Here is a 25,870-nt window from a genome sequence, read left to right as displayed (position 1 = left end):
GGTCACCCGACCGGGCCGCGAGATCCACCGGACGCGTGCCACACTCCGCCCCGGCGAGGCCCGGAGCCGCCGGCCACCGACGACCCGAGGGAGGGGACGTGCCCGCTCGCTTCCTGCCGCTCGCGGACGTCGCGGAGATCCTGGCCATCTCCTCCGCCCAGGCCTACGCCCTCGTGCGCTCGGGGGAGCTGCCCGCCATCAAGGTCGGCGGTCGCGGGCAGTGGCGCGTCGAGACGAGCGAGCTGGAGGACTACATCCAGCGGATGTACTCCCAGACCCGCGCCCTCGTGGACCGCGGCGGGCTCGAGGCCGCGCCGGAGGTCGAGGCCGGCGGCGACGGCCTGCGCGCGGGGCCGGGCTGAGCCGGCCGCTCGCTCACGAGCTGCGGACGACGCGCAGCGCCGCGAGCGGGACGGCCCGCACCTCCAGGACTGCGCCCGCCCGGCGGGGCTCACCCGGTGGGTGGAGCGCCAGGTCGACGTGGTCGGCGGCGACCCGGTCGAGGGTCCCCGCGAGCTCGCCCGACGCCGGCCCGGCGGCCCCCGCGCCGTAGGAGGCACCGGCCACGTCGAGGCGGACCGGCGCACGGTCGCGGGCGAGGGCTCGCAGCGCCGTGCGCAGCGACAGCCGGCGCAGCACCTGACCGGCGGGCAGGGCCACGCGGCGCGTCAGGCCCCCGACGGAGGAGACGACCCCGAGCGGGACGAGGGCCTGCGAGCGGCCCGCGGCCGCCTGCTCGAGCAGGACGACCCAGTCGGGACCGACGTCCTCGACCCGACCGACGACGACACCGCCCCCCTGCAGGTGCAGCACGAGCGGCGCGCCCACGTGCGCGCGCACGCGGTCGGCGAGCCAGACGTCGGCCTGCTCGGCCCGCGTGCGGTCGGCGACCTCCGAGCGCAGCGCGGCCTCGGCCTCGGCCTCCAGCTGGGCCTCGAGATCCGCGAAGAGCCGCTCCCACCGCACCCGGGCACGGTACTCACCCGCGTCGCACGCCACCATCGAGTGCTCTTCGACAGCAAACGACATCAAACGTTGGTCATCGCGCCCCTGATGCTCTACACATGCCTCGTCGACACCAGACCGCCTCAGGGCGACGACCGAGGAGTGCCGCCGTGCCTCGACCTCGCAGCTCCCCGCACCACCGCAGCCGCCGCTGCTGCCCTGCTCGCCCCGCCCGCACCGCCGCCGGACCCGCCAGGTACGTCCTGGGGCGTGAGCCGCAGCACCCGTGCGACGGGGGCGTGCCCCCGCGCCGTCGGCGGCAGCCGACCCGGACGGCACACCCTGCGAGCGCACCGGCACCGGGCGGTCAGACCTGCGACGCGCGCTCCTCCCGGCGCCCGGGCACGGGGGCAGACCCGGTCCGCCCGGTGCGGTCCGGCAGCGACCGAGGGGCGCTGCTGCCGGTGCTGGTCGCCGCAGCCGCGCTGGCGCTGGGCGCGGTCGGCGTCCTCCTGCTGCACGTCGCCGCCGGCAGCCTCGTCGCGGCGGCCGCACCCACCGGGCGCCTCGACGACGCCGTCGCCGCCGGGGCCGCCGCGGCCGGTGGGCTGCTGGCGGCGGCGTGGGCGCTCGGCGGGCTCCTCGTGGCGCTCGGGCGGCTCGCGCCGGCGGCCTCGGCCACCGGCGTGCTGCTCCAGCACCTGGGGGCGCGGCTGCTGCCCGCCGTGCTCCGCGGCGTCCTCGTGGCCGCCCTGGGCGCCGCGCCGCTGGTCGCCGCCGGTCCGGCGTCGGCCGCGACGGTACCCCCGGCAGCCACCCAGGTGGAGCAGCACGGCGAGAGCGCCGTCCCCACCGACCTCCCGGTGACGACGCGGACGACACCCGAGGGCCTCACCGTCACCGGCGGCCCCGCTCCCGCTGCGCCCACCGCCGAGCCCGCCTCAAGCAGCGGCACCGACCTCGCCTCCGCGGGGACGACGACGGTCGCGGTCCCGGACGTCGCCTGGCGACCACCGTCACCCCCGCCGCTGCGCGACGCCGCGACGGCCGAGGCCGAGGCGCTGGTCGTGCCGGCACCCCGGGCGGACGCCGCCGAGGGCGGCCGTCAGGTCGTCGTCGTCCGGGGCGACACCCTCTGGGACATCGCGGCCCGGGCCCTGCCGCCGGGCGCCGACGACGCGGAGGTCGCCGCCGCGTGGCCCGCCTGGTACGAGACCAACAGGCACGTCATCGGTGACGACCCCGACCTCCTGCGGCCAGGACAGGTGCTCCTCGTCCCCACCTCGCAGGTGACCCGGTGAGCGCGACCACCACCGCCGCTCCGGCGAGCCCCCGCACGGCGGGCCCAGGCGCAGGCCAGGCGTGCGACGACAGGCGCGGCGGGGTCCACAGCCGAGAGGCACCGGCTCCCAGGACACCAGCCCGGCCCCCGGCGAAGACGCCCCCGACCGTGCCGACGACCCGGTCCGCGGCGACCAGGTCCGCGACGACCGGGACCCGCACGTCCAGGACCAGCACGACCGACGTCAGCGCGACTGGGGCCAGCACGACCGGGACAGCGCAGACGGTCAGCACGCCGTCCCCGCGCGCCCCCCGCCACGCCGGCCCGTCGGTGCCGTCGCGCGCCCGGCTGCTGCCGGTGCCCGGCCGCCTCCCCCCCGGCCTGCGGCCGGAGGAGATGTCGTCGGCCGGGCCCGGCCGGACCGGGCACCACGGGGGGCACCACGGGGGGCAGCACGGGGGGCACCACCCCGGGCAGCAGGTGCTTCACCTGCCCGGCGCCGGCGTCCCGGTGCGCCCACGGGGGTGGCCGCCGCTGGACGCCGAGCCAGAGGTGGCGCCCCGGGAGAGCGGTGACGACGAGCTCCCGGACCCGGCCGGCGTCTGCGGCGCGCTCGCCGGCGCCGTCGTCGAGGTGCTGTCGGGGCACCGGCCCGCGGCCCAGCTCGTGCGCTGGACGACGCTGGAGGTGCACGCCGAGCTGCAGCGGCGGGCCGGGCTGGCCGCGCGCCTGCGGCCGGGGCCCCCGCGGTGCCGCCCTGGTGCCGTCCCGGTGCGGCAGGGCCGGCCCGCGCACGTCCGCCGGGTCCGCGTGTGCCGCCCGGGCGACGGCGTCGTCGAGGCGAGCGCCGTCGTGGCCGACGGCGACCGGGTGCGCGCCGTCGCCCTGCGCCTGGAGGGGTGGGACCGGCGCTGGCGCGCCACCGCCGTCGAGGTGGGGTGAGGTCAGCCCTGCCGGCGCGCCGCCCGCCGCTGGGCCCGGTTGCCCTCGCCGGAGGGCTTGGTGCCGTCGGCGTTCTCGACCTGCCGCTCGACGCCGTCCTCGGTGTCCACCGACCCGGCGCTGTAGGCCAGGCGCTGCGGCGTCTGCGGCTGGTCGAGCCCCCGCGCCCTCAGCTGGGGCGCCGCGGCGGCCAGCCCGGCGCTGAGCGAGGGGTCGGACGCCGGCGCGGGCGGCGCCACCTGCACCTCGAGGTTGTAGAGGAAGCCGACCGACTCCTCCTTGATGGCGTCCATCATCGCGACGAAGAGCTGGTAGCCCTCGCGCTGGTACTCCACGAGGGGGTCCCGCTGGGCCATGGAGCGCAGCGAGATGCCCTCCTGCAGGTAGTCCATCTCGTAGAGGTGCTCGCGCCACTTGCGGTCGAGCACCGAGAGGACGACGCGGCGCTCCAGCTGGCGCATCGCCTCCTCGCCGAGCTGCTCCTCCCGCCGCTCGTAGGCCAGGCGGGCGTCGGAGAGCACCTCCTCCAGCAGGCTCTCGCGGGTGATGTGCTGCCGGCCGCCCGCCTGCTCCTCGAGGTCGTCCACCGACAGGCTGATCGGGTAGAGGGTCCCGAGCGCGGTGAGGAGCTGGTCGAGGTCCCAGTCCTCGGCGAAGCCGTCGGCCGTCGCCGCGGTGATGTAGCCCGAGACGACGTCGTCGCGGAAGTGGGTGACCTGCTCGTGCAGGTCCTCCCCCTCCAGGACGCGGCGCCGCTCGGCGTAGATGACCTGCCGCTGGCGGTTGAGGACGTCGTCGTACTTGAGGACGTTCTTGCGGATCTCGAAGTTGCGGGACTCCACCTGGCCCTGCGCGCTGGCGATGGCCCTCGTGACGACCTTCGACTCCAGCGGCATGTCCTCGGGGAAGCCCGTCCGGGCCATGAGGGACTCGGCCGCGCCGGAGTTGAACAGCCGCATGAGGTCGTCGCGCAGGGAGAGGTAGAAGCGCGACTCCCCCGGGTCGCCCTGGCGGCCCGAGCGCCCCCTCAGCTGGTTGTCGATGCGGCGGGACTCGTGCCGCTCGGTGCCGAGGACGTAGAGGCCGCCCAGCTCGGCGACCTCGTCGTGCCCGGTGGCGACGGCGGCCTCCGCCTCGGCGAGGACCTCGGGCCACAGCGCCTCGTACTGCTCGGCCTGCTCGGCCGGGTCCAGGCCCTTCTCCCGCATCTGGGCGACGGCCATGAACTCGGCGTTGCCGCCGAGCATGATGTCGGTGCCGCGCCCGGCCATGTTCGTCGCGACCGTCACGGCGCCCCTGCGCCCGGCCATCGCGACGATCGAGGCCTCCCGGGCGTGGTTCTTGGCGTTGAGCACCTCGTGCTTGACGCCCCTCTTGGCCAGCTGGGCCGACAGCCGCTCGCTCTTGCTCACCGACGTCGTCCCGACCAGCACCGGCTGGCCCTTCTCGTGCCGCTCGGCGATGTCCTCCACGACGGCGGCGAGCTTGCCCTCCTCGCTCTTGAACACGAGGTCGGAGCCGTCGACGCGCTGCATCGTCTGATTCGTGCGGATCGGGATGACCCCGAGCTTGTAGGTGCCCTGGAACTCGGCGGCCTCGGTGGTCGCCGTCCCCGTCATCCCCGAGAGCTTGTCGTAGAGGCGGAAGTAGTTCTGCAGCGTGATCGTCGCGAGCGTCTGGTTCTCGGCCTTGACCTCGACGCCCTCCTTGGCCTCGATGGCCTGGTGCATGCCCTCGCTGTAGCGGCGGCCGGAGAGGATGCGCCCGGTGTGCTCGTCGACGATCAGCACCTCGCCGTCGGTGACGACGTAGTCCTTGTCGCGGCGGAAGAGCTCCTTGGCCTTCACCGCGTTGTTGAGGTACCCGACGTAGGGCGTGTTGACCGAGTCGTAGAGGTTGTCGATCCCGAGGCGGTCCTCGACCTTCTCGATCCCGCTCTCCAGGACGCCGACGGTGCGCTTCTTCTCGTCCACCTCGTAGTCGACGTCGATGCTCAGCGTGCGGGCGACCTTGGCGAACTCGGCGTACCAGCGCGTCGCGTCGCCCTGCGCAGGGCCGGAGATGATGAGCGGCGTGCGGGCCTCGTCGATGAGGATGGAGTCCACCTCGTCGACGACGGCGAAGGCGTGCCCGCGCTGGACCCGCTCGCTGGCCTGCCACGCCATGTTGTCGCGCAGGTAGTCGAAGCCGAACTGGGTGTTCGTGCCGTAGGTGATGTCGCAGGCGTACTGCGCGCGGCGCTGCTCGGGGCGCATGCCGTCGGTGATGCAGCCCGTGGTGACGCCGAGGAAGCGGAACACCCGGCCCATGAGCTCGCTCTGGTAGGAGGCGAGGAAGTCGTTGACCGTGATGACGTGGACGCCCTCGCCGGTGAGCGCGTTGAGGTAGGCCGGCAGCGTCGCGACGAGGGTCTTGCCCTCGCCGGTCTTCATCTCGGCGATGTTGCCCTGGTGCAGGGCCGCCCCGCCCATGACCTGGACGTCGAAGTGCCGCTTGCCGATGCTGCGGCGTGCCGCCTCGCGGCAGTTGGCGAAGGCCTCGGGCAGCAGGTGGTCGATGTCCTCGCCCTCGGCGAGACGCTCGCGGAACCGGTCGGTCTCCTCGCGGATCTCGGCGTCGGTGAGCTTCTCGAAGTCCTCCTCGAGCGCGTTCACCTGCTCGGCGACGGCCTCCAGCTTGCGCAGGGCACGGCCCTCGCCGGCCCTCAGCAGCTTCTCGAGCATCCCCACGTGCGCGCTCCCTCTCGGCGTGGACCCATCTCCACGCCCGTCTCGTCCGGCCCGTCGTCGCCAGGCCCGTCGTCCGTCGGCCCCCGCAGGTCGGCCGTCATGCTACGCAGCGCGGCCGGGAAGTCCGTTGCGCGCCAGCGCTGCCGTCGGCGAGCCTGCCGGGATGGACCTGCCTGCGGCGCCGCCGGTGCTGGCCGTCCGCGAGGGCGTGCGGCTGCGTGCCTTCGGCGACGACGACGCCGGGCCGGTGGTCGCCATGGCCGCCGAGGAGGCCTTCACCCGCTGGACGAGCGTGCCGCTGGGGTACGGGCGCGAGGACGCCGAGGCCTTCATGCGGCGGGTGTCGGCGGGGTGGGCGCGCGGGCAGGACCTCACGTGGGCGCTGGAGGTGGACGGGCGGCTGGCCGGGAGCGTCAGCCTGCGGCCCGAGGCCGACGGGGGCGTCGGCCTCGGCTACGGCCTCGCGGCGGCGCACCGGGGCCGCGGCGTCATGTCGGCGGCGCTGCGGACCGTGCTGCCGTGGGCGGCCGCGCGCGGCGCCGCGGTGGTCCGCTGGCAGGCGCACGTGGGCAACTGGCCGAGCCGGCGCGTCGCGTGGGCGTGCGGCGTCGCCGTCGAGGGGACGGTGCGCCGCCGGGACGACCAGCGCGGGGAGCTGCGCGACTGCTGGGTCGGCACGTGGTGCCCCGGCGACCCGACGACGCCCGTGCAGCCGTGGCTGGAGGTCCCGCGGGTCGAGGTTCCCCTGGTCACCGGCGACGTCGTCCTGCGCCCGTGGGCCGACGAGGACGCCACCCGGGTCGTCGAGGCCTGCACCGACCCGACGACCCGCCGGTGGCTGCCCTCCCTGCCGGCCCCCTACGGCGTCGAGGAGGCCTCCGCCTACGTGGAGAGCACCCGCCTGGCGGCCGCTGAGGGGCGCGCGGTGGGCTGGTGCGCGGCCGACGCCCGCTCGGGCGCGGCGCTGGCGTCGCTGCAGGTCTTCGGGCTCGAGGGCAGCCGCCCGGCCGAGATCGGGTACTGGGCGCACCCCGACGCGCGCGGGCGCGGCGTCGTCACGACGGCGGTCCGGGCGGCCGCCCGCCACGCCCTGCTGCCGACCGACGTCGGCGGCCTGGGCCTGCCCGCGGTGCTGGTGCGCGCCGAGCCGGCGAACGTCGCGAGCGTCGCCGTCGCCCGGCGCGCCGGCCTCGCCCCCGCTGGGTGGGACCTCGCGCCGGCTGGGCCGTCCGGCGCCCCGGGTGGCGGCCCGGGTGGCGGCCCGGGTGGCTGCGGGAGCAGGCCTCGGCCGCCCGTGCGGCTGGACCGCTTCCTCCTCACCGCCGACGACCTCGCGACGACGCCGCCGTCCTGACGCGGCAGGAGCTCCTGCGCGTCGGCCCCGGGGGTCCGCGCCCGGCGCACGACGACGGCGCACCGGCCCGCAGAGCCCGCGCTCGGCGAACGGGCGCTCAGGTGCGGGCGAGCTCCTCGGCGAGGCGGGGCGCGAGGTCGCCCCGGCCGGTGAGGGTGACGTCGTCGAGCCCGAGCCACCCAGCCATCAGACGCAGCTCGGCGGCCAGCGCTGCCGGTGCGTGCTCCGGCGCCGTGGGCTCGGCCCAGGCCGCCTGGACGCGCAGCAGGCCGGCGGCCCGGTCGGCCTTCAGGTCGACGCGGGCGACCAGTGCGTCGTCGAGGAGGAACGGCAGCACGTAGTAGCCGTGCAGGCGCTGGGCGGCGGGCACGTAGATCTCCAGCCGCAGGCGCATGCCGAACAGCTGCTCGGTGCGGGTGCGCTCGAAGACCATCGAGTCGAAGGGCGACAGCAGCGCCCGGGCGGAGGCGGCGCGCGGGAAGGTCGCGTCGGCGTGCAGGTAGGCCGGCCGGGCCCACCCGCGCACGGTGACGGGCGCGAGGCGGCCCTCCTCGACGAGCGCGGCGACGGCGGCGCGGGAGAGGTCCGGCGGCAGCCGGAAGTAGTCGCGCAGCTCGGGCTCGGTGGCGACGCCGAGCGCGCGTCCGGCGACGTCGACCAGCCCGCGCAGCGCCTCCTCCGGCGGTGGGGTCGGCGCCCGGGCGACCTCGGGCGGCAGCACCCGGGAGGGCAGGTCGTAGACCCGCTCGAACTGGGCCGTGCGGCCGGCGGCGGACAGGTCGCCGGACCAGAAGAGCATCTCGGCGGTGGCCTTGACGTCGCGCGCGGGCCCGGCGAGCACCTCCGGCGTGAGCGCCGTCATCCACGAGCCGGCCGGGCTGCGCGGGACACCGGGGTGCAGGCGGGCGGTGAGCTGCGCCGCCGTGGCCGCCCCGCCCGCCGAGACGACGGCCAGGACCTCGGCCGGCAGCTGCGGCCGCTCCGCCAGGACGCGCCGGTACCGCTGCCACGCCTGGTCGGCGGCGCCCGCCATCCGCCAGCGCAGCAGCCGGTGGGTGGCCGGCGGCACGAGGCTCGCCTCGTGGGCCCAGTACTCCACGAGCCGGCGGGGGCGCTCCTCGCGCGCGCGCCGCAGCAGCTCGTCGTCGTAGGGCCCGAGCCGGCTGAAGAAGGGCAGCCGGTGGGTGCGCGCCAGCACCGTGACGGAGTCGAGCTGGACGACGCCGAGGCGGTCGACGACGCGCTGCAGCGAGCGCATGGTCGGCGGCCCCGTCGGGCGCGGGCCGGCGAGGCCCTGGGCCGCCAGCGCGCTCCGGCGGGCCTGCGCGGCGGTGAGGACCTCCCGGCGGGGCCCGCGCCGACGTCCGCGGGCGGCAGGCGGCGAGCCGCTGCCGGACGCCACCACGGCGCGGACGGTAGCGCGGCGGCGCCGACGACCTCGCCCCGGACCCGCTGGCGCTAGGAGTCCTCGGGCTCGACGAGCCGCGCGCGGACGGCGTACATGGCCGCCTCCATGCGCGAGTGCAGCTGCAGCTTCTCGAGGATGTTGCGGACGTGGTTCTTCACGGTGTTGTCCGAGATCCACAGCTCGCCGGCGATGTCACGGTTGCTCATGCCGCGGGCGACCAGGCGCAGGACCTCCAGCTCGCGGGCGGTCAGCCGCGGCGCCGGGACCGCCGGCGCCTCGACCCGCTCGGCCTCGTGCCTGGTCAGGGCGGCGAACTCGGAGATGAGGTGGCTGGCCATCGCGGGGCTGAGCAGCGACTGGCCGCCGTGGACGGCGCGCAGCCCGGCGGCCACCTCCTCGCCCGGGACGTCCTTGAGCACGTACCCGACGGCCCCCGCCCGGACCGCGCTGAAGAGGTCCTCCTCCTCGTCGCTCATCGTCAGCATGACGATGCGGGTGCTGGGCACGCTCGCGCGGATGGCGGCGCACGCCTCGATCCCGGTGCTCTTCGGCATGCGCACGTCCATGAGCACGACGTCGGGCAGCAGCTCCTCGGCGCGGGCGACCGCCTCGGCGCCGTCGCTGGCCTCCCCCACGATGCGGATGTCGTCCTCCAGCTCGAGGACGCGCTCGAGCCCCTTGCGGTAGAGGACGTGGTCGTCGACGACGAGCACCCGGATGAGCGCGGCGTCGGTCGAGGTCTCCGGCCGCTCGGCGGCCGGCGGGAAGCCAGCGGCCCCGTCCCCAACGACCCCGTCCCTCGCGCCCCCGTCCCTCGCGGCCCCGTCCCCGGCGATCCCGTCCAGGCCGTCTGCGACCACTGCCCGCGCCTCGACGACGACGGCCCCGCCGTCGGCCCGCTCGCCGGCACCACCATGTCCTGCCACGTGGGTCCTCCCTCACGCCCCCGTCGGGGAAGACCCCGAGACCAGGGAGGAGCCTGCCCGCTCGGGCGCCGGATGTCCGCACGTCCCACATCACGAATCCGCCACGACGAGGTGTCGGGGCCAGGAGCAGCGAGGAAGAGCAGACGACGAGAGGGGGACGAGATGGACCGCAGACCCCGACGGGACCACGGCCGCGTGCCGGCCGTGGTCCCGCCGTGCCTGCGCGGGCGACGCGCGCTACGCCCCCACGCGGGCCGGCTCGAGCGGGGCCGCGCCGGCCGGGGCGGGAGCGGGCTCGACGGCCTCCTCCAGGCGGATGACCCCGTAGCTCCAGCCGCGACGGCGGTAGACGAGGCTCACGGCCCCCGAGGACCGGCAGAGGAAGAGGTAGAAGTCGTGGCCCAGCGCCTCCATCTGCGCCAGGGCCTCGTCGACGCTCATGGGGTGGGCGAGGTGGGTCTTCTCCCGGATCCGGACCGGGGAGGCGCCCAGCGCCTCGGCCAGGCCGTGCTCGTCGGGGTCCTCGCCCGCCACCAGGCCACCCACCTCGACGTCGTCGTCGAGAGCCGTCGACGCCGGGGCCGGCTCACGGACCGGCACGGCCGCCAGCACGGCCTCGGGGTCCTGCACCGCCATGCTGCGCACCGACGTCGGGGTCTGGCGCCCGTGGTGGACCTTGCGCCGGTCCCGCAGGCGTCGCAGCCGCTCCAGCAGCTTCTCCTCGGCGAGGTCGAGGGCGCCGTGGGCGTCGTCGGCGCAGGCCTCGGCGCGGACGACCTCGCGCCGGTGGCGCAGCGTCAGCTCGACACGCTCGCAGCTCTGCGGCTGGCGCGGGTTCTCCTCGTGGCTGATCACGACGTCGAGCCGGTCGGCCTTCGGGGCCACCTGCTCCACCTTGGCGAGCTTGTCCTCCAGGTGGCGCCGGAAGCGCTCGGGGACGGTGGTGTGACGGGTCGTGAGCGTGATCTCCATGGATCCTCCTGCGGTGGGGGACGGTGCACCGACACGCCGGCGGGCTCAGCCCTGCCCGGCGGTCGCCAGAGCGGTCACCACCACCTCCCCCGGCCGCGGGGGCCCGGCGTCGTCGCCGGGGGGAGGTGGTGCGCGGGCGACGAGAAGCCCCCGCGAGGGGCTCGCTGCGTCCACCGGCGCACCACCATGACCGGACGCTAGCCGCCGCGGGCCCGGCACGACAGCCCCGACGACCGATCGACGCAGAGTCACTCGATCTGACGGTGCGTACCAAGCGTGCTTGTCGTCCGACGACGCGGCGGCGGCGTGGCGAGGACGACGACCCCGCCGCGGACGTCGCTGCCGCGGCGGGCGAGGACGGCCGCCGCTGCCGCGAGCGTCGAGCCCGTCGTCACGACGTCGTCGACGAGCAGGCACACCGGCGGCGGGCGCCCCACCAGGCGCACGGCACCTGCCCGCGCCGCCGCCCGGGCGGAGGCGCTGCGACCCACCTGGTCCCCCGCCCCCGCGCGCAGGGCCAGCACCGGCGCCACGCCGGCCGCGACCCCGCAGGCACGCAGGACGCGGGCCCAGCGACGCGCCAGGTCGGCCACGAGGTCCCCTCCCCTGGCCCGGACCGCGCCCGCGCGCGAGGGCAGGGGGACCAGCGCGAGCGGCGGCCCGCCGCTCGGCCGCTGCCCCACGGCGGGGCTTCCCGCCCGGCGCAGCGCGTCGGCGAGCAGCGGGGCGAGGTCGTGACGCCCCCGCTCCTTCCACGCCAGCAGCAGCCGGCGGGCCGGACCGTCGTAGGCGGCCGCGGCACGCACCGGCAGGCCCGCCGCCGCGGGTGCGGCGACCAGCGGCGCCGGACCGAGCAGCGCGCGCCGGCACGGCGGGCACACCGCGACGTCGACCCGGCCGCAGCCCGGGCAGGAGACCGGCCAGACCGTCCCGGCCAGGGCCACCAGCGCCCGCACGAGCGGGCCGGGTGGAGCGGCGCGGCGAGCGGCGGTGACCATGGCGTCAGGGTGGCGTCGCCGGCCGGCCGCCCGGCTCCGCCGGTCCCCTCCTGTGGAGAGGTACCGCCGGGTGGCGCCTGTGCGCTCAGCCCGGGTAGCTCGGGTCGGTGGCGCTCTCCGAGCCGGGTCGCAGCACCCAGGCCCGCCCCGAGCGGGCGAGCACGCCGCCGCCGGGAGCGTCGAGCAGCACCGAGGCCGCACCGGTGGCGGCGGTGAGTCGCTGCGCGCCCTCGGGAGCGACCAGGCTGCGCACCCGCGAGCCGTCGACCCGCGCCAGGACCAGCCGGCGGCCTGCGCCGTCCTCCGCGTCAGCGAGGAGCGCCAGCTCCGTCGCGTCGACCCACGCGACGTCGCTGGCCCCGGCGAGGTCGGGCACGGGCGGCGCCGTCGGCACGTCGAGCCGCTCGGGGACGCCGTCGGCGGAGCGCACGACGCCCGCGACGTCGAGGTGGGAGCGACCCTCCTCGTCGGTGGACACGACGGCGGCCCGGGCGCCGTCGCGGGAGACCCGGACGGCCAGGACCCGACGGCCCTCCAGCCACGGCGCCGCGACCCGCACGAGGCCACCTCCGTCGTCGACGGCCAGGAGCTGCCCGCGGGCCCGGGCGGGTGAGGTCCACACCCAGCCGAGCCGGTCGACGCTCGGGGGCACGAGGTCGGCTCCCGACAGGACGCTGCGCAGCGTCGGCGCCTGCTCGTCGTCCTCCTGCGGGCGGCCGACGAGCAGCTGGCTGCGCTGCTGGACGAGGACGGCGACGAGGCCGTCGACGCCGACCGCCGGGTCGCTGGGCAGCCGGGTGGAGACGTCCGGCAACCCGGGCACCACCTCGGCGCCGTCGCCGTCGAGCCGCGCCAGCTGCCCGCCGGCCAGGACGAGCGGGGACCCTCCGAGGAGGGGGTCGTCGAGCAGGGCCGGCTCCCGGGCGGGTACGTCGAGGGCGCCGCCACCGGCGGAGAGCTGCACGCCGACGACCCCGGGGACGTCCCTGAGCGTCGCGGCCAGCTGCGCCTGCATGAGCACGCGCTGGGAGGGCGAGGTCTGGCGGGCCGCGTCGCTGAGGTCGACGACGGCGCGCCCGCCCGCGTCCAGCGGGACCGCCGGCGGCCGGCTGGAGAGCACGGCGCCGGGCGGGAAGGCCGTCGTGACGGCGTCGGCGAGCCAAGGCGACGGCCCCGCCAGCAGCTCGGAGACGAGCAGCGTGGCGCTCGGCGTGCGGCCGGGGAACCACCGGACCTCCGGCACGAGCGCCTCGGAGCCCGGGCTCAGCCACTGCAGCTCGAAGGGCACGTAGATCTGGTTGAAGAGGTCTCGCCCGAGCACCACCTCGTCCGGCGGGTCGTCGATGCGCCACGACCCCTGGACGCGGACGAGCTCCAGCTCCAGGTCGTACGTCGCGCCGCTGCCGGCGCTCGTCCAGCGGCCGTGCGCGTCGACGACCCCCGCCAGCGGCGCGCTGACGCCCACGGTGCGTCGCGTGCCGGGCAGGGGCGTCGCCGCGACGGCGCCGGCAGCGTCCGCCGGCGGGCCCTCGACGGCGGCGCCGCCCGCGGCCACCACCACCACCTGGGTGGTCGGCCGCCAGGACGCCGCCGCCTCCTCGCTCAGGTAGGCGCGGGCCACCGAGTAGTCGTCGTCGAAGCCGGCGGAGGCGCGCAGGAACCCCTCGACGACCCCCTCCGGCGAGGCACCGGGGCGCGGCCCCTCGACGACGAAGCGCGGCGCGGGGTCGGCCGCCGGCGCCGGGCCCTCGGCGACCGGGCCGGAGCGCGGCAGGTCGACGCAGCCGGCGAGCAGGAGGAGGAGCGGCAGGGCCAGGACGAGCACGCCTCGCCCCCCGGCCCCTCGCCTCCCGGCCCCTCGCTTCCCGGCCTCTCGCCCGGCGTCAGCCACGGCTGCTGGGCTCCGGCGGCGCGACGACCGGCAGGGCCGCGCTCGCGATCGCGTCGGCGGCGGCCTCGGTGCCCGCGTCGCCCCACGCGTCGGGCGAGCCCGCGGCCGACGGCACGAGGACGACGCCCGGCAGGGGCGCGACGAGGACGCTGGGGGCGCTCGGGTCGTCCACGGCGACGGCGGGCACCAGGTCGTCCGGCATCGGCAACGGCGACATCCCGGGCGCCGCGCCGGCGGTGCGCGGCAGCAGCAGCCGGAAGGCGGCCCCCTCGCCGGGGCGACCGACGACCTCCAGGCGTCCGCCGTGCAGCCGCGCGTCCTCGGAGGCGATGGACAGCCCGAGCCCGCTGCCCCCCGTGGTGCGCGCCCGCGCCGGGTCGGCCCGCCAGAACCGGTCGAAGACCCGCTCGGCGTCCTGCGGCCGCAGCCCGACCCCGTGGTCGCGCACGAGCACGGCCACGGAGGCCTCGTCCGCCGCGAGGGTCACCTGCACGGGCCGGCCCTCGGCGTGCTCGACGGCGTTGAGCACGAGGTTGCGCACGACGCGCTCCACCCGCGTCGCCTCCACCTCGGCCGTCACCGGCTCGGCGGGCAGGCGGACGCCGACGTGCACGCCCTGGGCGTCGGCGACCGGCTCGGCGTGCTCGACGACACGGGCCACGAGCGCGGCGAGGTCCACCGGCTCGGGCTCGACCGCCGCGGCGCCGGCGTCGAAGCGGCTCATCTCCAGCAGGTCGGCGAGCAGCGCCTCGAAGCGGTCGAGCTGGGTGACGAGCAGCTCGGCGGAGCGGCGCGCCGCGGGGTCCAGGTCCTCGCGTGCCTCGTGGAGCACCTCACCGGCCATGCGCATCGTCGTCAGCGGCGTCCGCAGCTCGTGGCTGACGTCGGAGACGAAGCGCTGCTGCAGGCGCGACAGCTCGGCGAGCTGGGTGATCTGGCGCTGCAGCGAGGTGGCCATCTCGTTGAACGTGCGGCCCAGCAGCGCGAGGTCGTCCTCGCCGCGGACGTCGAGCCGCTGGTCGAGCTCGCCGGCCGACAGCCTCGACGCCGCCGCCGCGGCGGCCCGCACCGGCCGGACGACCAGGCGCGTGACGACGGAGACGACGCCGCCGAGCAGCAGGACGAGCAGCAGCCCTCCGACCGCGAGGACGCGCTGGACGCCGTCGAGCGTCGCCTGCTCGCGCTGCAGGTCGACGACGAAGTAGAGCTCGTAGGAGCCGGCGAGGCCGAGGTCGACGCGCTGGCCGACGGCGATGGCGGGCACCGTCGTGCTGCCGGCGGGCAGGGCGACGGCGGCCGCCTGCTGCCGTGGCTGGTTGGCGACCCTGTCGCGCAGCGCGGGGGTCAGCAGGGTGGGCGAGAGCCCGGCGCTCACCAGACCGCTGATCGTCGCCGGGGCCTGGTTGCCCCGCGAGCGGAGCAGCATGAAGCCCTGGGAGGACTCCCCGCCGACGGCCTCCAGCTGCTCCCGGTTGTCGTTGACGAACTGCTGCAGCTCGGTGACGGTCGGGACGTCGGCCGCCTCCAGCCGGTCCTGGAACGCGCGGGCGCCATCGCTCGCCTCGAAGAAGGCCTGGTCCTGCCGGGCGTCGAAGAGCCGCTCGGCGATGGCGCCGGCGAGGAAGCCGCCGACGACGAGCATCGTCAGGGCGCTGAGGGTCACCGTGAGGCCGACGACGCGCAGCTGCAGCGAGCGACGCCACCGCTGCGCCGCCGCCCTGCGCGCCCGGCGGGCGACCGTGGCGGCGCCCCCCTGCGCCACCGCGCTCAGCCCGCGGCGCTCGACGGAGTCGCGGCGCTCGTGCCCTCGACCTCAGAGCCGTCGCCGCTCCCCCCGGCGTCCCCCCCGGCGTCGGCCTCGGGGGTGCTGCCGGCCCGGTAGCCGACGCCCCGGACGGTGAGGACCACCTCGGGGTGCTCGGGGTCGTGCTCGATCTTGCTGCGCAGGCGCTGGACGTGGACGTTGACCAGGCGGGTGTCGGCCTGGTGCCGGTAGCCCCAGACCTGCTCCAGGAGCACCTCGCGGGTGAAGACCTGCCACGGCTTGCGCGCCAGCGCGGCCAGCAGGTCGAACTCCAGCGGCGTCAGGGCGATCGTCTGGCCGCCCCGGGTGACGGTGTGCCCGGCGACGTCGATGACGAGGTCGCCGGCCCGCAGCGTCTCCGGGGTGGCGTCCTCCGAGCGCCGCAGCCGGGCCCGCACCCGGGCCACGAGCTCCTTCGGCTTGAACGGCTTGGGCACGTAGTCGTCGGCCCCGGACTCCAGGCCCGCGACGACGTCGGTGGTGTCGCTGCGCGCCGTCAGCATGACGATCGGCACGTCCGACTCGGCCCGGATGCGCCGGCAGACCTCGATGCCGTCGACCCCCGGCAGCATGAGGTCGAGCAGCACCAGGTCGGGCTTGCTCTCCCGGAAGGTCACGAGGGCCTCCGAGCCGTCGGCGCAGAAGGTGGGCGTGATGCCCTCCCCCCGCAGCACGATCCCGATCATCTCGGCGAGCGCGGTGTCGTCGTCGACCACGAGGACGCGTTGGGTCATGGCCTCATGGTCGCACCGCCGCACGCCAGCCCGGCGGCGACGTGCCGTCGACGGACGCAGGGCAGTCACGCGCCGTGGGGACCGTGACGGTGCGTCCGGTGGCATGCTGCCAGGGCGCGACGGCGCGTCCCCGACGCCATCGACCTCTGAAGGACTGGCCCAGCATGAGCACGACGACCCGAACGAGCGAGACGACCGGCGACGCCGCACCCGCGGGCGTCGAGGCCACCGACGCGGAGGTGGCCGCGACCGCCAGGGCCTCCGGCGACCGGCGCCCGCGGCTGTCCGTCGTCGGCACGGGCTACCTCGGCGCGACGCACGCGGCGGCGATGGCCGAGCTGGGCTTCGAGGTCGTGGGCGTGGACGTCGACCCGGCCAAGGTCGCGGCGCTCTCGGCCGGCAAGGTCCCCTTCTACGAGCCGGGGCTGCCCGAGCTGCTGCTGCGCGGCGTCGAGTCCGGCCGCCTGCGGTTCACGACCGACCTCGCTGAGGCGGCGGCCTTCGCCGACGTCCACTTCGTCTGCGTCGGCACCCCCCAGCGCCCCGGCTCCAACGGCGCCGACCTGCGGTACGTCGAGGCGGCCTTCGAGGGGCTCGCGCGCCACCTGACCCACGACGCCCTGCTCGTCGGCAAGTCCACCGTGCCGGTCGGCACGGCGGCGCGGATGGCCCAGCGCGTAAGCGAGACGGCGCCGGCCGGGCTGCGGGTGGAGCTCGCGTGGAACCCCGAGTTCCTGCGCGAGGGCAAGGCGGTGGAGGACACGCTGCGGCCGGACCGCGTCGTCGTCGGCGGTACCTCGGCGTGGGGCGAGGACCTGCTGCGCCAGGTCTACGCCTCCTCGGTCGAGGCCGGCACGCCGTTCATCACGACCGACCTGCCGACCGCCGAGCTCGTCAAGGTCTCCGCCAACGCCTTCCTCGCCACGAAGATCAGCTTCATCAACGCCATCGCGCAGGTCTGCGACAAGGCCGGCGCCGACGTGACCCAGCTGGCGGACGCCCTCGGGCACGACGTCCGGATCGGGCGCGGCTTCCTCAACGCCGGGCTCGGCTTCGGGGGCGGCTGCCTGCCCAAGGACATCCGTGCCCTCATGCACCGTGCCGGCGAGCTGGGCGCCGACTCCCTCGTCGCCTTCATGCAGGACGTCGACGAGATCAACATGCGCCAGCGCCAGCGCGTCATCGACATGGCGGTGCAGACGTGCGGCGGCAGCGTCCTCAACCGCCGCGTCGGGGTGCTCGGCGCGGCCTTCAAGCCCGACACCGACGACGTGCGCGACTCCCCCGCCCTCAACGTCGCGGCCGGCCTGCACCTGCGGGGCGCCCAGGTGCTCGTCTACGACCCCGAGGCCGGTGAGACGAGCCGCCGGATCTTCCCCTCCCTCGGCTACGCCACCTCGACCGAGGAGGCGGTGGCCGACGCCGACGTGGTCCTGGTGCTCACCGAGTGGCCGCACTTCCGCGGGGCGGACCCGGTGGCGCTGGCCGGGCTCGCGGCCGCGCGGCCGACCGTCATCGACGCCCGCAACTGCCTGCCCGCGCAGGCCTGGCGCGACGCGGGTTGGACCTACCGGGGGCTCGGGACGTCGAGCTGAGGGGACGTCGAGCTGAGGGGATGTCGACCTCTGACCGGCGGCGGTCCTCGCCGGACGCCGCGATGCAGGTCGTCGTCCACGAGGACCGGCCGGCCCAGCTCGTGGGTGCCCGGCTCGCCGTCGCGAGCCTGCTCCGGCAGGTCCCGACCGCCGACGTGCTGCTCTGGTCGCCGGGAGCGGGGGCCGACCTGGCGGCGTGGTGCGCGGCGCGCCCGCGGGTGAGGCTGGACGCCTCGTCGTTGCCGGCGCGGGGGTGGGACGTCAAGCCCGCCGTCCTGCTGGCGCTGCTGGAGCAGCACGAGCAGGCGCTCTGGGTCGACAGCGACGTCCTCGTGTGGGGCGACCTCGCGGCGCGGCTGGCGCAGGTGCCGCCCTCGGCGCTCGTCGTGGCGGGCGAGACGCCCCTCGGGCAGGCGCTCGGCGGCAGCCACCGCACCCGCGCCTGGGGCCTGGAGGTGGGCCGTCCGCTGCCCACGACGGCCAACACGGGAGTCGTGCGCGTGCACCGGGGCCACCGCCCGCTGCTCGAGGCCTGGCGCGACCTTCTCGCCGACGAGCGCTACCGGGGCGCGCAGTCGAGCCCCTGGCAGGAGCGGCCCCTGCACCTGCTGGGCGACCAGGAGGTGCTGACGGCGCTCCTCGGCTCCGCGGAGTTCGCCTCCCTCGAGGTCGAGGTGCTCCGGCAGGGCCGCGACGTCGCGCAGTGCTTCGGGCCCGCGGGGTGGCTGCCCGCCGACCGCCTGGCGTGCGTGCGCCGCGGCGCCCCACCCGTCCTCGTGCACGCCATGGGCCACCGCAAGCCCTACGCGCCCGGACGCCCCGCGACGAGCCGGTCCGGCCGGCTCCGCGCCCGGTACGAGGGGCTGCACCACCGCCTCGGGCCCTACGGCGCGCTCGCGGCCGCGCTCGCCCCCGCCGCCCTCGCCCCCGTCGACGATCGGCTGCCGTGGGCGCGCGGCACCCGCGGCTGGAGGGCGGCCTGCCTGCGCGAGCTGCCGCTGGCCGTTCTGGACCTCTCGGCGCGCCGGTTGCGTGCCCTCCTCGGCGCCGGGCGCCTCACCGTCGACGGGGCCACCTGACCCGTACCAGTCTCGGGTCGTCGCCCCACGCGGGGCCAGGCTCTGCCAGCCTGGCGCCGACGGCTCGTCGCGGACGGTGACGAGCCGAGGTCCTCGGCCGGGGGTTGACGTGGTCATGCGCACGCCCAGCCCCGGTCGGCTCGTCCGGGACAGGACGCTGGACGTGGCCAAGGGCGCCGCGATGCTCAGCGTGGTCGTCTACCACTCGCTGCTCTTCGCCGAGGCGCTGGAGATCTACTCGCTGCCGTGGGCGATGGCCGTCGGCGCCCTGCGCCTCGTGCCGCTGCCCGTCTTCCTCGTCGTCGCGGGCCTGGTGGCGCGTCGGACGCTCGCCGACCGTGGGCTCCTGCGCCGGCGGCTGCGCCAGCTCGCCGTCGTGTACCTCGTCGCCACCGTCGGCTACGTCGGCCTCTTCTCGCTGGTGGACTTCCCGCGGGCCTCCGAGACCGGCTTCGGCAGCCTGGGCGGCCTGCTGCGCGAGCTCGTGCTGCCCGAGGGGTACCTCTGGTTCCTCCACGCGCTGCTCCTGGCGCTCGTGGTCACCGCCCTCACCCGGCGCCTGCCGGCCGCCGTCGCCCTCGGCGGGACGCTGCTGGTCTCGACGGCCTTCTCGAGCGGCTGGGTGGGCACGCCGAGCGACCGCGTCGACGAGGCCTTCGCCTACCTGCCCGCCTTCGTGCTGGGTGCCCGGTACCCGGCGCTCGTCACCGCCCTGACGGGGTCGGCGACGACACGCGGGCTCCGGTCGGCCCGGCTCGGGCTCGCCGTCGGCTTCGTCGCCCTCACCGTCGCCAACGGGCTCCTGCTCGTGCTCGGACCCCTGGGCCACCTGAGCGACCTCGAGCGGCTCCCCGGGCTCGGGGTCGTGATGCTGGCCCTGTCGGCCGGCGCCGGGCTCGTGGCCGCACGGGGCCTCCGCCTCGGCCCGCTCGGGCGCCCGCTGGCCTGGCTCGGACGCTCGACGCTCGTCGTCTACCTGCTGCACGAGGTGGTCCTCGCGCTGGTCGTCGTCCTCGCGAGGCCGGTCCTGCTGGCGGTGCCCCAGCCCTGGCACCCCCTCGTCGGGCCGGCCCTCGCCGTCGTCGGGGTCCTCCTCCCGCTCGGCGTCCTCGCCGTGGTCCGCGCCACCCGGTCGAGGCCGCCTCAGGCACGTCCGGGGCCGAGCCCGGCGACCTCCAGCAGCCGCGCCCGGTAGGCCTCCGGGCTGCGGGGCACGAGGGTGGCGGCCCGGGCGGCCGCACCCATCCGGGCGCGCTCCTGCGGCGACATCGCCAAGAGCCGGTCGACCGCGCGCCGCAGCCCGTCGGCGCCGCGATCGGCGACGAGACCGGTCACCCCGTCCTCGACGAGGTCGCGCACACCGGGCGCGTCCGTGACGACGACGGGCTTCCCCAGCGCCATGGCGCTCAGGTAGGTCTGCTGACCGGTGCTGCGCGGCGCGGCGACGAGCGGCAGGACGAGGGCGGTGCACCCGGCCAGGAGCGCCACGAAGGTGGCGTGGTCGGTCGGACCGGCCTCGACGGTCGGCGGGAACGCGGGCACGGGACGGCGCGTGGCGACGCGGACCGGGACGTCGAGGCCGTCCACGGCGTGCGCCAGGGCCTCGTAGTCGCGCAGCGAGTCCCCGCCCGAGAAGAGGTACCCGCCGTCAGTGGTCCTCGGCGCCCACGCGGCCACGTCGACGGTGTGGAAGAAGCGGGTGAGCACCGTGCGGCCCCGCGCGCCCGCCCGCAGCCGCCAACGGTCGGCGAAGGTCTCGACCTCCTCGGAGGACAGCACGCACCACGTCGTCCGGGGCGAGTCCGCGAGCCGGACGAGCAGGCGGCTGGCCCACGGCACGAGCGGTCGCAGGCGCGCCGGCAGCCTGCGCCCGACCGCGGCGCTGCCGACGTCGAGGGTGGCGTCGCTGACGACGACACGCGCCCGAGAGCGCGTCACCCGCAGCAGCACCATGCCGAGGTAGTCGCGGTAGCGGTCCTCCCACGAGCTGGTGCCGCGGACGAGGACGACCTCGCGGCCGTGCGTGGCACGGGCGAAGTCGAGCAGCCACCGCCCGAGGCACCCGCCTGAGCGCGGCACGACGCCGACGACGGCGTCCCAGACGGGGTCGCCGCGACCGGAGTGGAAGGTCGCGACGGCAGGCCTGCGGCGTACCCCGGCCTCCACCACGAGTCCGAGACTAGGCGCGGCGCACCGCTCCTCGGCCGACGACGGGCAAGATGACCGGGATGAAGCAGGGCAGAGGGGTCGGGCCGGTCCACACCCCGGCAGGTCGGGCAGCCACCGTGGCGGTCTACCGACGTCAGTTCCTCCCTCGCTCGGAGACCTTCGTCCGCGACCACCTCGTGCACATGCCACGCCATCGGACGCGGGCAGTGACCAGCGAGCTCCTTCCTGACGCGTTGCCCGTACCCGGCCACAGACCTCTCCTGCCGCGTGCGACCAGGCCCTGGCCCCGGGCGCAGGCAGCGGTGCTGCGCCGCCGGAGCTCCCCCCCCGAGGAGGTCGCGGCGCCGGCGCTGGCGTCGGCGCTGCGTGGCAGCAGGGCGGACCTCGTCCACGCCCACTTCGGCGTCGACGCCGCGTGGGCCCTGCCGGCGGTGCGGCGCGCGCGCCTGCCGCTCGTCGTCACCTTCCACGGCTACGACGCGACGCTCCACCCGGAGGTCCTCGGCGAGAGCTACGGCGGCGGGCTGCTCGTCCGTACCTTCGACGCGCTCGTCGAGCGCTCGGCGGCCGTCGTGACGGTGAGCGGCTACCTGCGGGACCGGCTGAGCCTTCGCGGCGTCCCCAGCCAGAAGCTGCACGTGGTCCCGTGCGGCGTCGACGTCGCCGGGGCTCCACCGCCGACCCCTCCGCCGACGGGAGGCCCCCTGCTCTTCGTCGGGCGGCTCGCCGAGAAGAAGGGCCTGGGCGACCTGCTCGAAGCGCTGGCGGGGCTCGCCGAGCCTCCGACGCTCCTGGTGGCAGGGGACGGCCCGTTGCGCGCCACCTTGCAGGAGCAGGCGACGCGGCTGCGGCTGGACGTGACCTTCCTCGGCATGCGGACGAGCGCCGAGGTCGCCTCCCTCATGGCAGGGGCGTCGGCCGTGTGCATGCCCTCCAAGACCTCCTCCGACGGCGACTGCGAGGGCCTGCCCGTCACTGCCCTGGAGGCGGGTCTTGCCGGGCGACCTGTGGTCGGTTACTCCCACAGCGGCATCCCCGAGGCGGTGGTCGACGAGCGCACCGGGCTGCTGGCGCCCGAGGGCGACGTCGGCGGCCTCCGGCAGCGGCTGGCCCGGCTCCGCGACGACGTCCCGGCACGCACCCGGATGGGCGCCGCCGCCCGCTACCACGTCGCCGAGCACTTCGGGCTCGACCTGCACCTGGGCCGGCTCGCGGACATCTACGACGCCGTGCTGGCCGGTGCGGGGCGGCAGCAGAGAGGCATCCACTCCCTGACGCCGACGAGGAGTGCCCCGTGAGCCTCACCCCGTCCGCAGAGCTCGGCGTCCTCACGCTCGGCTTCGGGGCCGACCGGTACCGCCGCCTGGCGGTCAACCTCGCGCGCAGCCTCCAGCGCCACTCCCCGGGTCTGCCGCGGGCCGTCGTCACCGACCGGCCCGAGCAGATGAGCCGGTGGTACGACGTCGTCGTCCCCCACGACGCCGCCCACGGCTCCGGCTTCGCGCAGAAGCTCGCGCTCGACGTCTACACCCCCTTCTCGCGCACGCTCTTCCTCGACTCCGACTGCCTCGCCGTCCGCGACGTCCGCGAGGTGGTGGACCTGCTCGCCGGTCATCCCTTCGCCGCCTGCGGCCGGGCGGCACGGACCGGGGAGTGGTTCGGCGCGGACATCGCCACCGTGCTGGAACGGCTCGGCGGCACGCGCCCCCTCGCTCTCTTCAACGGCGGGCTCTACTACTGGGAGCGGTCGACGACCTCGCAGGCTGTCTTCTCGACCGCGCGCGCCACCGCAGCGCGCTACGAGGAGCTGGGCTTCTTCCCCATGCGCGGACGCCCCGGCGCTCTCACCGACGAGCCGCTCGTCAGCATCGGCATGCGCACCCACGGCGTCGACGTCGTGGACGACGGTGGCTCGACCATGCGCACCCCACTCGGGATGGAGGGCGAGCTGGACGTCGACGTGCTCGCCGGTCGTTGCTCCTTCGTCAAGGAGGGGCGCCTCGTCGAGCCCGCCGTCCTGCACTTCTGCGGCGGCTGGGCCGAGTCGACGCTCTACCGACGCGAGGTCGCCAAGCTCCGGGCGGCGCGGTGGCTGCCGCTGCCGCCCGCACTCGTCTCCTCGACCTTGGACGCAGCCCTCGTGGCCGGGCGGGGCCTGCTCCGGTCGGCACGCCTCGTCCGGGCTGGCCTACGACGCGGACCAGGCCGACCGAGGCCGTCGGCATGAGGCGCCGCCGTCAGGCAGCCACCGGGGAGCCGACCGCCCTCCCGGGTGGCGGGGTCCCGGACCCGGCGGCCGCGCTGGGGCCGGAAGGACGCGCTGGGCTCCGCGGGACGACGCACGAGCCCACCGCCTCGATGTCAGCCGCCGTCGTCTCGGGGGCCAAGTGGTCGACGTCGGCCCGACTCGTCACCCAGGCGATGCAGTTCCTCGTCGGGCTCCTCCTGGCGCGCCTGCTGCTGCCCGAGGACTTCGGGCTGGTGGCCAGCGTCTACGTCATCTCGGGTTTCGCCGTCATGTTCTTCGAGCTCGGTCTCGGGGCGGCGCTCATCCAGCGGTCGACCATCTCCGAGCGGGACATGTCGACGGTCTTCTGGGTCAACGCCCTCGGCGGCATCCTCTTCGCCGCGCTCCTCGCGGCTGCCGCCCCGCTCGTCGCGTCCTTCTACGGCCAGGCCGAGCTCGTCACGCTCACCCCGCTGGTCGCGCTCGCCTTCACGCTCTCCGTCGGCGTCGTGCACAGCGCCCTCCTGCAACGGCGCCTGGCCTTCAAGACCGTGGCCCAGATCGAGGTGGCGGCGGCAGTGCTCGGCCACGCGACGACCGTGACGGCGGCGCTGGCGGGTGCCGGCGCCTACGCCCTGGTCTACGGCCCTCTCGTGACGAGCGCGGCCGCCTCGGTCGGCTCCTTCGCCGCCGTCCGCTGGGTGCCGCGGCACTTCATCTCTCCTACGTCCTTGCGCGAGCTCTGGCGCTTCTCCGGCGGCCTGCTCGGCTTCAACGTCGTCAACTACTGGGGCCGCAACGTCGACAACCTGCTCGTCGGCCGAGAGCTCGGCGCCGCCCCGCTAGGGCTCTACAACCGCGCGTACAACCTCATGCTGCTGCCCATCGCCCAGATCACCGGCGCGCTGGGCCGAGTGATGTTCCCAGCGCTCTCGGCCATGCAAGGCGACTACGCGCGGATGAGGACGGCCTACCTCCGCGCCCTGCGCATCACCAACGCCCTCGCCGTGCCGATGCTTCTCGGCCTCGCCGCCACGGCCGAGGGCCTCGTGCCGCTGCTGTGGGGCCCCAACTGGGACGCCACCATCCCCCTGCTGCAGATCCTCTGCCTCGCGGGCGTCCCCCAGTGCATCGGCTCGAGCACCGGCTGGCTCTACCAGGCCACAGGTCGCACGACGCTGATGTTCCTCATGGGGGCCATCGGGACGGTCCTCGCCGTGGTGCTCATCGTGGTCGGGCTCCGGTGGGGGGTCGTGGGGGTCGCTGTCGCGGTCCTCGCCCGCTACTGGGTGATGATGCCCGTCGGGGTCCACGTCGCCGGACGCGCCGTCGGCTTGAAGGTCAGGACTGTCCTCGCCCACGCCGGCCCCACCTTCGCCGCGGCCGGCGTCATGGGCCTCCTCGTGTGGGGCCTGCCCGAGGTGCTCGCCCTCGACCGCCGCGCCGTCCCCGTCGTCGTCGGGCAGGTGGCTCTGGGGGTGCTCGTGTACGTGGGCACCATGCTCCTCGTCGCCCGCTCGCTCGTGGCCGAGGTCCGCGGCGTCCTGCGGCGCCGCTAGCGCCCCGGCGCCACGGCTCTCAGCGGTGCGTCGAGCGCGAGCGCGCCGCGTCGTCGCTGCGACACGGCGCTCGCCAGCTCCGGCCGCCGCGCCGGGAGGTCGGCGAGCAGCGCCTCGAAGCCTTGGACGAGGGAGTCAGCGGTGACCTCGCCGACGTCCTGGACATGGTCGCCGAGGCCCACCTGGCCCATGACCTCGCGGGTCTTGAACTCGTAGGCGATCGGGAGGACGGGCGTGCCGGCGCCCAGGGCGACGATGCCGGCGTGCATCCGTGTGGTCACCGCGACCTCGTGCCCGGCCAGGACCCTGACGAGTCCCTCGTGGTCGTACCGCTGCGCGTCGAGGCGCACCGACGCCGTGACGTCCGGGGGCAGCTGCGCGCCGACGGAGGCGGCCACCCGGGAGTCGTCCGCCCAGTACTCGGGCGTCCCCTGGCAGGTGGAGACGAAGGTGACCCGGGCGCCTCGCTCGCGCACGAGGTGGACGACGAGCCCGGCGACGGCAGCCTCGAAGGCTGCCTGCCCGGCGGCCCCGTCGAGGAACATCGAGCAGTCCCGGACCGAGACGGCGACTGCCGGCTCGGCGGAGACCTGCTCGCTCCGCAACCGCTCCTCGCTCTGCTCGGTGCCGAGCGCGAACACGATGTCGGGGACCACGCGGGCGCGGTCGACCGACGCCCCGATGTCCCGCAGGTGGGCCAGCGACCGGTCGTCGCGCAGCAAGACCAGCGCGGCACGGTCGACGAGGGACCGCAGACGAGGCACGACGTCGGGGCGGGAGAAGGGGCCGAGCGACTGCGGCAGGAGCACCAGCTCGGCGCCACCGGCCGAGGCGACCTCGAGCTCGAAGAGCTTGGGGTCCAAGGGGTACTTCTCGATGAGCGTCGTCCCCCCGGTGTGCGCGACGACGTCGGCACGCACCAGGGACATGACGCTGGCGGCCTCCCGCCGGCGCAGCAGCAGACGCGCGAGCAGAGGGGACCGACGCCCCAGGCGTGCGGCCAGCAGGACCCGCCGGCGGGCCAGCCGGGCCCGGCGCCCGGCACCCGGCCCCGTGGGCGTCGACATGCCGGCGACGACCGACTCGTGGACCTCCAGGCCCGGGTACAGCCGGCGGGCCACCCGCTGGTCGCTGTCGTGAAGGGCGACCTCGGCCTCCGGCCAGGTCCGGCGCAGCAGGTCCAGCTGCGCGTCGAGGATCGCGGCGTCCCCGCCGTTGGAGACGACGGTCCCGACGACGACGACGCGCACCCGCGT

Annotated in this window: 20 protein-coding genes and 1 pseudogene; 10 read left to right on the top strand and 11 right to left on the bottom strand. The window is 76.3% G+C overall.

Features of this window, described 5'->3' with window-relative positions:
- Positions 1 to 98: 98 nt before the first annotated feature.
- Complete coding sequence (locus tag WDV86_RS06920; RefSeq protein WP_339566872.1) at positions 99 to 362, top strand: helix-turn-helix domain-containing protein; 264 nt, start codon at positions 99 to 101, stop codon at positions 360 to 362.
- Between the two features lie 13 nt (positions 363 to 375).
- On the opposite strand, the gene WDV86_RS06915 is transcribed toward WDV86_RS06920, so the two are convergent.
- Positions 376 to 1,029 (bottom strand): hypothetical protein, encoded by a 654-nt coding sequence (locus tag WDV86_RS06915; protein WP_339566871.1) that lies wholly within the window; start codon positions 1,027 to 1,029, stop codon positions 376 to 378.
- Between the two features lie 344 nt (positions 1,030 to 1,373).
- Between WDV86_RS06915 and WDV86_RS06910 the strand changes: the two genes are divergently transcribed.
- Both WDV86_RS06910 and WDV86_RS06905 read left to right on the top strand, forming a co-directional pair.
- Entirely contained in the window at positions 1,374 to 2,246 is an 873-nt protein-coding gene (locus tag WDV86_RS06910) for a LysM peptidoglycan-binding domain-containing protein (RefSeq protein ID WP_339566870.1), read from the top strand.
- Between the two features lie 377 nt (positions 2,247 to 2,623).
- On the top strand, positions 2,624 to 3,169 hold the full coding sequence (locus WDV86_RS06905; protein ID WP_339566869.1) for an Rv3235 family protein: 546 nt from the start codon (positions 2,624 to 2,626) through the stop codon (positions 3,167 to 3,169).
- Between the two features lie 2 nt (positions 3,170 to 3,171).
- Here the strand turns inward: WDV86_RS06905 and secA are convergent, their stop codons facing one another.
- The gene (gene secA, locus WDV86_RS06900; protein WP_339566889.1) at positions 3,172 to 5,892 is read right to left on the bottom strand and encodes a preprotein translocase subunit SecA; all 2,721 of its coding nucleotides are present in this window, start codon (positions 5,890 to 5,892) and stop codon (positions 3,172 to 3,174) included.
- Between the two features lie 169 nt (positions 5,893 to 6,061).
- Here secA and WDV86_RS06895 point away from each other — a divergent pair, with 169 nt between their 5' ends.
- Complete coding sequence (locus WDV86_RS06895; RefSeq protein WP_339566868.1) at positions 6,062 to 7,252, top strand: GNAT family N-acetyltransferase; 1,191 nt, start codon at positions 6,062 to 6,064, stop codon at positions 7,250 to 7,252.
- Between the two features lie 97 nt (positions 7,253 to 7,349).
- On the opposite strand, the gene WDV86_RS06890 is transcribed toward WDV86_RS06895, so the two are convergent.
- From WDV86_RS06890 to mtrA, 7 genes and pseudogenes are all read right to left on the bottom strand, one after another.
- Entirely contained in the window at positions 7,350 to 8,657 is a 1,308-nt protein-coding gene (locus WDV86_RS06890) for a winged helix-turn-helix domain-containing protein (protein ID WP_339566867.1), read from the bottom strand.
- A gap of 53 nt (positions 8,658 to 8,710) precedes the next feature.
- Complete coding sequence (locus WDV86_RS06885) at positions 8,711 to 9,496, bottom strand: response regulator (protein WP_445262975.1); 786 nt, start codon at positions 9,494 to 9,496, stop codon at positions 8,711 to 8,713.
- Positions 9,497 to 9,823: 327 nt separating this feature from the next.
- Positions 9,824 to 10,558 (bottom strand): ribosome hibernation-promoting factor, HPF/YfiA family, encoded by a 735-nt coding sequence (gene hpf, locus WDV86_RS06880; RefSeq protein ID WP_339566865.1) that lies wholly within the window; start codon positions 10,556 to 10,558, stop codon positions 9,824 to 9,826.
- A gap of 248 nt (positions 10,559 to 10,806) precedes the next feature.
- Positions 10,807 to 11,556 carry a ComF family protein gene (locus WDV86_RS06875; protein WP_339566864.1) on the bottom strand — a complete coding sequence of 250 codons (750 nt, stop codon included), beginning with the start codon at positions 11,554 to 11,556 and terminating at the stop codon, positions 10,807 to 10,809.
- A gap of 85 nt (positions 11,557 to 11,641) precedes the next feature.
- Entirely contained in the window at positions 11,642 to 13,381 is a 1,740-nt protein-coding gene (locus WDV86_RS06870) for an LpqB family beta-propeller domain-containing protein (protein ID WP_339566863.1), read from the bottom strand.
- Between the two features lie 58 nt (positions 13,382 to 13,439).
- Positions 13,440 to 15,209, bottom strand: a complete 1,770-nt coding sequence (mtrB, locus tag WDV86_RS06865) for an MtrAB system histidine kinase MtrB (protein ID WP_339566862.1) — start codon at positions 15,207 to 15,209, stop codon at positions 13,440 to 13,442.
- A gap of 107 nt (positions 15,210 to 15,316) precedes the next feature.
- Positions 15,317 to 15,985, bottom strand: a pseudogene (gene mtrA / locus WDV86_RS06860) (MtrAB system response regulator MtrA); the annotation flags it as partial.
- A 239-nt stretch (positions 15,986 to 16,224) separates the two neighbouring features.
- On the opposite strand from mtrA, the gene WDV86_RS06855 reads away from it, so the two are divergent.
- From WDV86_RS06855 to WDV86_RS06845, 3 genes are all read left to right on the top strand, one after another.
- Positions 16,225 to 17,580 (top strand): UDP-glucose dehydrogenase family protein, encoded by a 1,356-nt coding sequence (locus tag WDV86_RS06855; RefSeq protein ID WP_445262974.1) that lies wholly within the window; start codon positions 16,225 to 16,227, stop codon positions 17,578 to 17,580.
- Between the two features lie 20 nt (positions 17,581 to 17,600).
- Complete coding sequence (locus tag WDV86_RS06850; protein WP_339566860.1) at positions 17,601 to 18,659, top strand: hypothetical protein; 1,059 nt, start codon at positions 17,601 to 17,603, stop codon at positions 18,657 to 18,659.
- 115 nt (positions 18,660 to 18,774) lie between these two features.
- Entirely contained in the window at positions 18,775 to 19,854 is a 1,080-nt protein-coding gene (locus tag WDV86_RS06845) for an acyltransferase family protein (protein WP_339566859.1), read from the top strand.
- On the opposite strand, the gene WDV86_RS06840 is transcribed toward WDV86_RS06845, so the two are convergent.
- The gene (locus tag WDV86_RS06840) at positions 19,803 to 20,828 is read right to left on the bottom strand and encodes a glycosyltransferase (protein ID WP_339566858.1); all 1,026 of its coding nucleotides are present in this window, start codon (positions 20,826 to 20,828) and stop codon (positions 19,803 to 19,805) included. The genes WDV86_RS06845 and WDV86_RS06840 overlap by 52 nt on opposite strands.
- Before the next feature lie 50 nt (positions 20,829 to 20,878).
- On the opposite strand from WDV86_RS06840, the gene WDV86_RS06835 reads away from it, so the two are divergent.
- Genes WDV86_RS06835 through WDV86_RS06825 form a run of 3 tightly spaced genes read left to right on the top strand, consistent with a single transcriptional unit; the run spans position 20,879 to position 24,614 of the window.
- Positions 20,879 to 22,126: a glycosyltransferase gene (locus WDV86_RS06835; RefSeq protein WP_339566857.1), complete on the top strand. Its 1,248-nt coding sequence runs from the start codon at positions 20,879 to 20,881 to the stop codon at positions 22,124 to 22,126.
- Positions 22,123 to 23,055 (top strand): hypothetical protein, encoded by a 933-nt coding sequence (locus WDV86_RS06830; RefSeq protein ID WP_339566856.1) that lies wholly within the window; start codon positions 22,123 to 22,125, stop codon positions 23,053 to 23,055. Before WDV86_RS06835 ends, WDV86_RS06830 begins: the two co-directional genes overlap by 4 nt.
- A complete protein-coding gene (locus WDV86_RS06825) occupies positions 23,052 to 24,614 on the top strand; it encodes an MOP flippase family protein (RefSeq protein WP_339566855.1) in 1,563 nt (520 codons plus the stop codon). The genes WDV86_RS06830 and WDV86_RS06825 overlap by 4 nt, the downstream gene beginning before the upstream one ends.
- Here WDV86_RS06825 and WDV86_RS06820 read toward each other — a convergent pair.
- Positions 24,611 to 25,864 (bottom strand): polysaccharide pyruvyl transferase family protein, encoded by a 1,254-nt coding sequence (locus WDV86_RS06820; protein ID WP_339566854.1) that lies wholly within the window; start codon positions 25,862 to 25,864, stop codon positions 24,611 to 24,613. The two genes, WDV86_RS06825 and WDV86_RS06820, sit on opposite strands and share 4 nt — an antisense overlap.
- Positions 25,865 to 25,870: the final 6 nt, after the last annotated feature.

Origin of the sequence: Pseudokineococcus sp. 1T1Z-3, assembly GCF_037482365.1 — a bacterium.
Classification (GTDB): Bacteria; Actinomycetota; Actinomycetes; order Actinomycetales; family Quadrisphaeraceae; genus Pseudokineococcus.
The sequence above is the reverse complement of the archived record's forward strand: the minus strand, read 5'-3'. Positions and strand labels throughout refer to the sequence as shown.